This window comes from Mycoplasmopsis felis, assembly GCF_034647055.2.
GTDB lineage: Bacteria > Bacillota_I > Bacilli_A > Mycoplasmatales > Metamycoplasmataceae > Mycoplasmopsis > Mycoplasmopsis felis.
Genome location: NZ_CP141047.2, coordinates 481230 through 494205 on the forward strand (window position 1 = coordinate 481230; position 12976 = coordinate 494205).

Genomic DNA, 12976 nt, shown 5'->3' on the forward strand with positions numbered 1-12976 from the left:
CAAAGGACAAAAAAGTTTTTTTTTTTTTTTATAAACGTAAAAAATATTAAAAAATTCAATTTATAATTTTATAAACAAATTTTTAGAAATAAAACTGGGAATGTTTTTCTTATTTTGATAAATTCTCAGTTGAAAGGAATTAAAATGTTAAAAAATAAAAAAGGTTTGGAATTATTTATAACTTCAATAGCAATGTCAAGTATTGCTACAGGTACAGCAATTGCTATATCATGAGTTTGAAGTAATAATGCAAGTAGTTACGAAGAAAAATACAATAAAACACAAGATTATATAAATTCTTTAAGAAACTTAGATGTACCAGTAGATTTAATTGAAGAAGAATTAAATAAACTTCCAGATAAGTATTTTAAAAATGAACAATTTAATGACTTAGATAGAATTTTAAATAACTTAAAAAGAACTATTGAAAACAATGTTTCTTCTAAATTATCATTAATTAAAAATCTTGATAAAGAAAAGATAACAGATACTTTATCTAAATCAAAAACAATAGATGAATTATTGGATTTTGTTAAAAGTTTAAACAATGTAATACAATTTGATCAAAAAATTAATGATTTACAAAATAATATACTAAGTGATAATGTGACTGATAAATTACTTTCAGACTTATCTTCAAAAAACACTGGTGAATCATTAAATGATTTAAATAAATATTTATCAGATCAAAAACAAAGAATAAGTAATTTAAATGAAGAAATAACTAATCAAATTTCTTTATTACCTGATGAATTAAAAGAAAAATACATTAATTTAAAATCACAAGCAAAAGATAACTTAAATAAACTAGAAGAATTAAATCAATTATTAAATAAAGTTCTTCCAATAGTTGAACAAGCAAGAAAAATTAATGATAAAGATGACAAACAAGAAATATACAATGATTTAAACAACGCTTCATCAGATAAAGAATTAGAAGAAATAAAACAAAAAATTCAAAAATTATTAGTTTCTGAAGATAATAAGGATTTTGAAAACATAAAAGATCAATTACTTAATTTAAGCAATGGTGTATTAGATTCTAATAAAAGAAATGATTTTATAAATTCAATTAATGACTCAAGAAATTTAGATGAATTAACAGAAGTTAAAAGAAAACTAGAAGAAGAAATCAAAAAATCTTCAGGTTTAGATGGATTGCTTAATGCTAAGAAAAAAATACTTTTAGAAAGAGTAAAGCAATCATACTTAACAAATGAAATAAAAACAAGATATAATCAAGATATCAATTCCTCTAATTCAATAAAAGAACTTGATACAATTTCAGAAGAATTGGATAAATTATTAAGTCTTAATAAATTAAAAAACGATGTTAATAATTTAATTAACAAATTAAATCAAGAAAAACGAGAAGAATTTAACCAAAAATTAAATGATGCAAATGATGTTCAAGCAATAAAAGATATTGCAAATAAAATTAACGAAATTCTAGATCAAGCAAGAATTGAAGCAAAAAAACAAGTTGATTTATTGCAAGGTAATTCTCAAGATAAAAATGATTTAGAACTAAAATTAGTGAATTCAAACACAGAATCAGAAATAAATAAAATAAAAAATGATGCATCTAACATACTTAATAACATTAAATCTGATATAGAAAATTCATTAAACTCAATCACTGATTCTAATTTAGATGCTAAAAAACAAGAATTAACAGAGAAATTTAATAACTTAAAAAATAATGCTGATTCTAATTTTGGTCAATTTAATAATTTATTAGATGAAGTAAAGAATTTAAATTCAGTACAAGAAACCAAAAAACAAACCAATGACATCTACAATCAATTAGACAATAAAGAAAATGTAGCAGATTTAAAAAATCAAATTGACAGTGAAACTAATTTAAATAATTTATTAGAAATTAAAAATCAACTTAATGATTTACTAACATTATCAGATGATAAAAAATCAGCATTAGAAGAAATTCAGAAAATAAATCATAATACCAAAAAAGAAGAACTTAAATCTCACTTAGATACAGTAACTAAAAAACATGAAATATATTCAATAAAAAATAATGCTCAAGATTATCATCAACATGAATTAGATAATAAAGTTCTTCATGATGAGTTAATTTTATTAGCAGATAATATTAATAATAATGAAGAAAAAAATAGAGTTAAAGGATTAATTGAATCAGCAATGAATGATTCAAATAATCAACCGAATATAAACCAAGTTGAAATTAGCGAAAAACTTATTCAAGTTAGAACAGAAATTTACAATGTATTAAATAATTTAAAGGATTCTAGAGAAGTATTTAACATTCAAAAATCAATTATAAATTCTGATATAAATAAAATAAAAGACAATATTAAAGTTGTTGAACTAAGACAAAAATTAAATCAAGCACAAAATATAGATGATTTAAATAATCTTTCAGAAGTTGTTGATAATGAGTTAGAAATTCAAAGATTAAAATATAAGATAAAAAATAAATTAGATTATTTATTTGATCAAAAAGATTATCCATCAATATTGGTTGTTATAAATAACCTTTCTGATTTAAAAGAATTGGAACAAAATATAGATAATGATTTAATAGCTCAAGAATCATCTTTAAATACATTAAAAGAAAAGATTAAAAATGATATTTTAAAATTAAGTGATAATAATGAAAATAAACCAAATTTATTTAATGATTTATCAAATGCTGATACTCTTGCAAAAGCACAAGTTTTAGAACAAAAAGCAACCTCTCTTTTAAATGAAATAAAAGAAAAAACAACACAAGCAATTTTAAAAACAGAAGGAGATCAAACTCTAAATGAGGATTTAAATAACAAATTAAATCTTGCTGTTTCTGAAGATGATTTTAATAATATTATTAAATTAGCAAATAATGCTTTTTCTGATAAAAAATCAGAAATTATTCAAGATTTAAATAATTTAAATAATGATGTATTAAAAGTTGAATTTACAGAAAAATTAAATAATGCAAAAAATATCAGTGAGTTAAATAATTTAAAACAAGAATTACAAAGCTTAATTAATTCAACAAATCAAAAACAATCTATACAAGAAAAAATAGACAAAATACAAGATATAGAAAAACAACAAGAATTACAAAAATTATTAGATTTAGCAAATACAGAAAATGAAATTAATAGCGTTGCAACAAAAGTAGACGAACAACTACAAAAAGAAACAACCGAAATACAAAACAATATAAATACAGTTAAATCAAAAATATCTCAATTATACAAACCTAATAACATTGAATTATTTACAAATGAAACAAATAAATATGATGATGAATCTACTAAACATTTAATTACATTACCATACTCAAGAAGTTTATTAAATAATATAAACAACACAATATTATTAGAACAAAGTGAATTAGAAGACAAAAAACGTAGTGCTAAAAACGAAGTTATAAATAGATTAATTAATGAAACTAAAATTCAAGAATTAAGAGATAAGATTCAATCAAGCAAAAATATACAAAGTGTAGATTTAGTTTTAAAAGAATTAAATGATGAAATAAATAATTTAAGAAATCAAGCACAAGAAGAAATTAATAAGTTAATAGATAATGCAAGATTAACAAGACAAATTAACAATGCTAATACTGAAGCAACTATTAATAATATTAAAAATATAGCATCAAATTATTTAAATAATCTAAAAAGTGATATTCAACAAAAAATAAACACTGTTATTTCAGTTTCAAGCAATATCAATCAAGAATTATTGAATAAATTAGAACAAGTTAATACTGAATCTGAAATGCTTTTAGTTTCACAACAAGTTGATATTAAATTAAGTGAATATAATAATAAAACTCAAAGCTATGTTGATAGATTAAAAGATAAATCTCATATCATTATCAAAGATTTATGAACAAGTGAATTAATCTCTAAGTCACAAAGAGATAAAGTCATTGAAATTATTAACCACAATTGAACTGAATATGAACAACTAATAGAAAAATTAACAGGTGATCAAGCGAATAAAGATAAATTTAGAGATAAACTAAATTCATATGATAAACAAACTGTCTTAGAATCGGATTTAATAGATGATATAAAGGTAATGGAAGAAATCTTTAATAGTGAAAAAACACAAGCCTTATCATTATTAGACAAAGTAGTTATTTTATCTAAAAAATCAGAATTTACTGAGTTAATTAATAAAGCAAATACAATTGCTAGATTAAAAGAAATACAAGAATTAATTAAATTACAAATCAAAAAAGAATCTGCAATAAATTCACTAACAAACAAGAATTTATTCCCTGAACAAAGACGTGATTTTATTCAAAAAATTAATAATGCTAAAAACAATGAAGAATTAAATGAAATCGTTAATCAAATAAATGCTAAATCAAATGAAAATAAAGATATTAGTAATTTAATTACTCAAGCAACTGAGTTAAATAAATTAATTAATCAAAATACACCAAAACATAATGAAATACAATCAGATATTAATAATGTTCGTTCTCTAGAACAAGGTCAAGGTGTTATAGCAAAAATTAATGCTTATTTAAACGAACAAAAATCACAAACTCAACAAGCAGTTAATAAATTAGTAAATAAAGAATTAAAAAATAGCTATCAATCACTCTTAGATTCATCTAATTCTGAATCTGAAATTAATCAAATTGCATCTGATGCAAACAATATTTTCTCAAGAAGACAAACAGAACTAGTAGTTGAGTTAAACAAAATTATCGATTCTGAAAAAAGAACAGAATTACAAAATAAATTAAACAATGCTCTTAATTTACAAACATTAGATGAAATTAGTATAGAGATAGAAAATCAATTACAAAAAGAAGCAATTCAAAAAAATATTAATAGAATTTCAGATTCAGAAAGTAAAAATAATTTATTATCTGAATTAAATAATTCAAATGATAAACAATCCTTAGATGTATTGAAAAACAAAGTTAACGAAAAACTAAAAAATCAAATTGGTGATTTAGATTTTTCTAAAGAATTAGCAACTGAAGAACTAAAACGTTTATTGGAAACTAATGCAAAAAGAGTAGAATTAACAAATACATTAAATAATTCTACAACAGTTGAAGTAGTAAATCAAGTTATCAATGATGTAGAAACTGAAATTCAGAGAATTAAAACTACTGTTAAAAATGAATTAAATACTAAGATTCAACCATCAAACAGAGAAAATGATGCACTATGACATAATCAAATATTTACTTCATTAACTTCAAAAGTTGATCAAACAAATACTGAACAAAAATTAAATGAAATTTCAAGTGTAGACATAGTAAATTATTTAAATTCTGTTAAATCATTATACAAATCTAAATTAGATAAAATACCAAATAATAATAAAGAAACAGAAATTTCTACAATCCAAAATGCAATCAATTCAAGTGGTTCAACTAATTCATTAGATGCTGAACTAACTAAAGCAAATGAATTGATGAAAAATATTTTACTTGAATTAAACAATACCTTATTAGATGAAACTAAAAAGAATGAATTTATAACCAAAATCAACAATATTACAATCATAAATGAAAACAAACAAAAATTTATTACTATTATTGATGATTTATTAAATGTTTATAATGAAATTCAAAACCAACAAAGAAATCAAAATAATGAATTATCTTTACTAAAAGAGCAAGTAAAAGAAGAATTAGCACTTTTATTAAAAAATAATGATTTATTAACTACAGTTAATAATGCTACAACCAAAGAACAAGTCTTAGCAGTTAAAGAAGAAATTAAAAAACAAATTCAAATGCAAAAAGACTTGGCATTTATTGAAGTTAATAAATTAACAGATGATTCTTCAAAAGATAACCTAACTAATTTATTAACAACTGCACAAAGTGAATATGAAATAAATAAAATTAAAGATCAAGCAATACAGATATTCAAAATAACTAAAGATAGTTTAACAGATACTATAAACCAAATTACTGATGAAACAGAAAAGCAAAAACTTTTAACCCAAAAAGATGATGCAAACAATCAAACAATACAAAAATTAAACGAGATTAAAAATCAAGCAAGATTAATAAAATCTAAAGAAGAAACAAAAGAATTATTAAACGGTTTACAAGATAAAAAAGATTATTTAAATCAAATTAATCAAGCAACTGATATTTCAACATTAAATGAAATCAAATCAGCAATTAATCAAGATAAATTAAATCAATCAATTGATTTATTAACTGCAAAACAAGAAGCTCAAGCAATTATAGATAAAACTAATTCTAAATCAACACTAGATGAAGAATTAAAAAATGCACACACAATACCTGAAATTAAAGCAGTTAAAGACAAAGCTCAAGTTTTATTTGAAAATACAAAACAACAAGCATTAACTGAATTAGCAAAATTAGTTGGTCATGCTAAACATAATGAATATTTAAATCAAATTAATCAACCAAATAATTCAGAACCTAATTTATTAAGAATTAAAGATGAAATTAATGAATTGTTTGAAAATCTAAAAAATGATGCTCAAACATATATTCACAATTCTGTTTCAGACCAAAGAGATACATTATTAAATGAATTACCAAATGCAACTAATTATGAAACTATAGATAAATTAAAACTTAGTTCAGATGTTTATCATAAAGCAAATCAAGTTAATTCAGAAATTAAAAATGTTGTAGATAAAAAAGATTTTGAACAAAGATTAAATAATATCATTAACACTCGCCCAAATACTTTAGAAGAAAAAAATAATAAAATTAAAGAATTAGAACAATTGTTAGATGATATTGAAGCACAAAGACGTAAGGAAGTTGTAGATTTAGGAACTTTAAAAAATAGAGCAAATAACATCATTGCTAGAATAGATATTGATATTAATAAACGTTTAGAATTAGAAAATACTATTGCAAACACACAAAATCCAGTTGAAGTAAATAACAAACAACAAGAAGCAATAAATATTTTAAAAAATGATTATGATGCAACTAAGAATATATTAAATAAATTATCAGAGAACTTTGAACCAAGACTTTCATTAGAAGCAAAATTAAATCAAGCAATTAAACAATCTGAGATTCAGGAAGTTAAAAATCAAGCATTAGACTTTTTAAAAAATTTAAAAACATCAGCGCAAGAATTAACTAAGAAATTTGGTAATGAAAAAGATGGTGAACTAAATAATGTTATAGCAACTGATAAACAACAAGCATATGAAGACTATATTAATAAACTAAATAATGAATTACAATCTCTAAAAGAACAAGGATTAAGTAAATTAAATCAAGTACAAAATCCAGAATCAAGATCTGATTATGAAAATCAATTAAATAATGCTTCAACTAAACAAGAACTTCAAAATATTATTAATAATATTGATTTAGAATCAGCAAGACAAGATGCATTGGTAGAAATTAATAAATTGTCAGTTGGTAATATTAAAAAACAAACACTATTAAACACAATCAACAATACAACTGATATTTCAGAAATTACAAATGCTAAAAATCAAGCAATTCAAGAATTTAATAACAAAAAAACTCAAGCTACAAATTCTGTTGCTAAATTAGCAGGTGATATTTCAGAAATTCAACTTAAATCAGATTTAGAAAATGCAGCAAATGAAGATGAATTAAATAGAATTATTGATATTGCAACTAGAACATTTAATAATGCAAGAAGAGATGCTCAAAACGAAATAAATAAATTAGTTAAGGATAATTCACAATTTAGTGTAGTAGATAAAGATACTATTACAAAATTAAAAGAATTAGAAACTCAAATTCTAACTAAAGCAAAAGAACACGCTCAAGAAGAAATTAATAAACTTGGAGAAGAAGATAAAAAACATGAATTAGAAGCAGAATTACAAAGAGCAGGAACAGTTGAATCAGCAAATGAAGTACGTACTAAAGCAATTAATGCTTTAGGTTCTGAAAATGCTTTAGCACAAGCTAAAGGTCAAGCAAGAAATTCTGTTAACAAATTAAAAGATTCTAACGAAAAAACTAATATGTTAAATGCTATTAATAATTCAGCAACACCAGAAGAAGCATTAGCAATTGGAAGACAAGCTCAAAATATTATTAACGAAAAACTTAATGAATTATCTAATTTAAGAAATAAATTTAATACAAGTAATGATCTACTAAGAGCAAATCAAGGAGTTTCAGACAACCAAGTTGCAATAGAAAATGCAATCACTAACTTACAAAATGAATTATCAAGATTACAAAGTGAAGCAGAAGCATCATTAGAAAAAATTAATGTTGATGATTATTTATTGAGAATTAGAGAATACTCTAATGAAAAAGATGATTATAATAGATTAAAACCAATACTAGAAAGAGCTATTTCTAATCCATCACAAGACCAATTTGATTCAATTAAAGCAGAATCACAAAACATATTTGAAAATAGAAAAACAAGAGTATTAGTTCAAATAAATAGATTAGTTGATTCGGATCAAAAAACAACATTATTAACTGAAATAAATGATCCAGGAACTGATACACGTTCAAAATTAATTGAAATTGAAAGAAAAACTCAAAAACTTTCTGAAGCAGATAGAATTAAAGACAAAATAGCAGGTATTAAAGATATATCTAAGAAAAATGAATTTAATAGACTAGCAGATGATAGAAACACTAATCTAACAGATTTAGAACGTAGAGTAGATGAGCAATTAAACAGAGAAGCTAGAGAATTACAAAGCGCAAAACAAGCTGCATTAAATTCAATTGCTAAACTACCTGCATCAGAACAGTCAAATCCAAGAAACATTGTTAATAGTTCAGATGATATTAATATAATTAATGGAGAAAAATCTAAAGCAGACACTAGATTAAATAATTTAATAGCAGAAGTTCAAGCAGAAATTAATAAAATGCCAAGTAATGCAAGAACAGATTTAAATAATAGATTAAATCAAACTAGAAATAATGGTGATGGATTGTTATCATTAAAAAATATTGCAACTAATACAGTTGATAAATCAAATGATTTACAAAGTACAATTGATCGCTTATTTGCAAATCATCCACAACATAAAACACATTTTTCTAATGTGAGAAATTCTGCAAATGCTGATACTATTGCTGAAATTGATACAATTAAAAATTCATTACAAGCAATTGCAAACAAAGTCCAAGAAGCTAAAACTGTGCATAATACTCTTTCAGTGTTATTAAATACAGATAGAAATAATTTCTTAAATAGAATTAATTCAGCTAATGATGTAAATACATTACAAACTATTATTAATGATATGAAACTTGCAAAAGCAAGACAAGAAGCACGAAATGCAATTAATGCATTAGATCAAGGTAATAGAATAACATTACAAAACCAATTTAATTTAGCAAATGATATTTCTGGATACAACAATGTAACTAATACAGCAAAAGCTCTAAAAACAAGAATTGATCAAGCAAGAACAAGAATTAATAATACATTCACACAACAAGGAAATAAAAATACTTTATTAAATGAATTATCAAATGCAAAAACAATCGATAATGTAATTAATGTTGAAACAAAAATTAATACTTTAAAATCTGCAATTGATTTAACTAAAAATGTAATTAATCAAGTAATAGACAATAATAAGAAAAATGAATTTAATAATAGATTAAATTCACTTGGAACTAAAGAAAGTGTAGATCAATTAAGGTCAGAAGTAGAAAGATATAATCGTGAAGTATCTCGTGCAGGTGCTCCTGAATTATTAAGAAGATTAAAAGATGGAACATTCAAAAATGAAAAATCAGCAATTATTAATTCAAAAACACAAAGCCCTGCAAATATTTTAAGAGCAAAACAAGAAGTTCAAGAACACTTAAACAATGTTAAAAATAATGCTACCAGAGAAAATCTAAAATTATCAGTAACTAATAATTTATATGGAACAAACTTTAATAAATTAACTGATAATAATACAGAATTAGAATATGAACAAGTAATTCAATCAGTTAATAATGAAATTACTAACAAACGTTCACAAGCATTACAAGTAATTAACAGATTAAGTACAAATACTATCAATAACTTAAGATTAAAAGAAGGTTTTGACAATTTAAACACATTAACTCAAGCTACAATTGAAGAAAAACAAACACAAGCAACTAATAAGTTAAATGAATTAAAAAATGAAACTCAAAGAGAATTAAATAAAATTCAAGGTGCTAATGAATATAATTCATACTTAAATACACTTAATAATCCATCTGCAACAGAATCGCAATATTTAGATGTTAAAAATAATGCAATGAGAATCTATAATGCAGAAATTAATAAGATTAATCCAGAAATTAAAAAAATAACTAATCCAAATAAACGTAGTGATTTTGAACAAAGAAGAAATAGTGCAAGAAATATTACTGAATTAAGAAACTTATATAATGAATTATTATCATATTATGAAGTTAAAAGTTTTACTCCTGAACGTAGCAATTATATAAATGAAAATGTTAATGTCAATGTAACATTAAATAAGTCAGATGGAGCTAGACATAATAAGTATTTATATTTAGTTGCACGTAATACTTCAGGTCAAAAAGTAGTATCACAACCTATACAATTAACAAGTACTAATTTAAGATTTACCTTCAATGTAAATTCATTCAATAACAATGGACTATATTCTTTTGATAAGTTAGTATGATCTAATACAAATAATAGAAACTCAAATGATATTGTTAATAGCAATGATACTTTTGATACATATTTTGAAACAAATAGATCACAAAACTTTAATATAACAAAAAGTTATATTATTGCAAACGATGTTAGAGCTTCATTTAGACCATCATATGATGAAGAATATAGTTCAGTATCAGGAAGAGATTTAATTGAAGCAACTTATAATTATTATGTTACTGTTTCAGGATTATCTGGTGAAAATCTTTTAATTGATACAAGTAAAAATGTAGAAGTTCAATTAGAAGTATTAGCAAATACTGGGAATGCAACTCCAATTAATAAAAATCAAAACTTGGTTACAAATAATTTAATTACTATAAGTAGTAATTATATTGATTCTGCTTCTACAACAGCAAACAATAGAACAATTAATCATAATTGAAGAATCTATTTAAATAGATCTCAATTAAAAGCTGGATTTAATTACAAAATTAAGTCAATTAAATTCCACGCTAAAACAGAAAACAATACCCCATTAGGTGAATACATCTACACAACAAATAAATCAAATGGAACAAATGCTAAACTAGTAAACTATGGAACAAATCATAATTATTCAGGTTCAACATATGCTGAAGCTTTAATCTTTAGCCAAATAAATAAAGTTAGGTTCAATTATGAATTCTCTGGTTTAGCACATCATTCAGGTGGACCAAACTTAGATTCAAATCCTATTTCTAGATTAGCTTTTCAAGATGGTTGAACAGTGAGAGTTTTTGCTGAATTATTAAACTACTTAAATGGAAGAGTTCCTGATACAACAGCAGATTATACTTCTTTAAATCCACTAAATACTTCTGCTAAATTAACATTAAGACAAAAATGAGTAGATTGATTAACTGATAAACTTGTAAAAGCATTTATGGAAATAAGGCATAAAAATGAACATGCTAAACTACCAAATGACTACCGTGCTCCTGAAATTTATTCTCTACCAGCAATTCAATTAGGTATAGGTGATCAAAATACACGTTTCTTACAAGTGTGAGAAAATGGTAAATATAGACCAATATTAGGTGGAAGTAATTTAGGAAATATTTTTACAAGTCAAATATCTAATAATATAGATGGTACAGCAAATGACTATAAAAAATTCACTTCTGGTTTGGAACATAATGGTTCATATTATTGACTTATGTCATTAGGGAGTCGTAGAGAAGGAACGATAGAAGTAAAAGGTTGAGATTATATAAACCAAGCACATGAATTTTGACCAGCAATTCAATTTGCTATAGAGTTCTTATTAAAAATTAAAACAGACCAATATTCAGCTAGTTTATAAAAAATAAATCAGAAATTTTTTCTGATTTATTTTTTATAATAATTTAATTCCTAAAGAAGATAATTCATCACGATATGAATCTGGTCAATAACTTGCTTGAACTTCCCCAATATGAGATTTTTCTAATAAAAACATACTTAAACGACTTTGACCAATTCCACCACCAATTGTCAATGGCAATTTATTTAATAAAACATTTTTATGATATGGAGATAGACTAATTAATTCATCATAAGACATTTGCGATTGTTTTAATATTGAATTATCATTTACTCTAATCCCCATAGAAGATAATTCAATTGCTTTATTTAAAACTTTAGAATATACAATTAAATCACCATTTAAATTTCAATCATCATAATCAAAAGCTCTATTTGAATGAACTAATCCTGATTTTAATTTATTTCCTATTTGATAAATAAATACAGCACCTTTTTCTTGAGTTATTAAATCTTCTCTTTGACTAATTGAATAATTCGGGTACTTATCTTCCAATTCTTGAGCAGAAATAAAAAATACTTCAGAAGCCAATTCATCATTAAGTTGTGGATATTCTTTAATTAAATGTTGTTTTGTTTTTTTAATGCAATCATATATTTTATTAACTATGTTTTTTAAAAATTCATAATTTCTATCTTCATTTGAAATAATTCTCTCTCAATCTCATTGATCTACGTAATATGAATGAGTATTATCTAATTCTTCTTCACGTCTAATAGCATTCATATCAGTATAAATTCCTTCACCAACTTCATAATGATATTCTTTTAATGCATTTCTTTTTCATTTAGCAAGTGAGTGAACTACTTCTAATGTAACATCATTGTCTTTAGGCGAAAAAACAACTGCTTTTTCACCTGATAAACCATCATTTAAACCTGTAGATTTTTCTAAAAATAATGGAGCTGTTGCTCTGGTTAAGTTAAGTTGTTTTTGTAAATTTTGTTGAAATATTTTTTTTAAATCTTGTATTGCTTTTTGCGTTTGTTTTGTGTTTAATTTTGATTGATACATAATGCTGTATATTATACTAATTTTATATCTT

The 12976-nt window shown here is 23.5% G+C and carries 2 protein-coding genes; one reads left to right on the top strand and one right to left on the bottom strand.

Annotated elements, in window-relative coordinates:
• Nucleotides 1-144: 144 nt before the first annotated feature.
• Entirely contained in the window at nt 145-11931 is an 11787-nt protein-coding gene (locus RRG59_RS02110; protein WP_322901854.1) for a hypothetical protein, read from the top strand.
• A 33-nt stretch (nt 11932-11964) separates the two neighbouring features.
• Here the strand turns inward: RRG59_RS02110 and asnA are convergent, their stop codons facing one another.
• Entirely contained in the window at nt 11965-12945 is a 981-nt protein-coding gene (asnA, locus tag RRG59_RS02115; protein ID WP_322901856.1) for an aspartate--ammonia ligase, read from the bottom strand.
• Between the last annotated feature and the right edge of the window lie 31 nt (nt 12946-12976).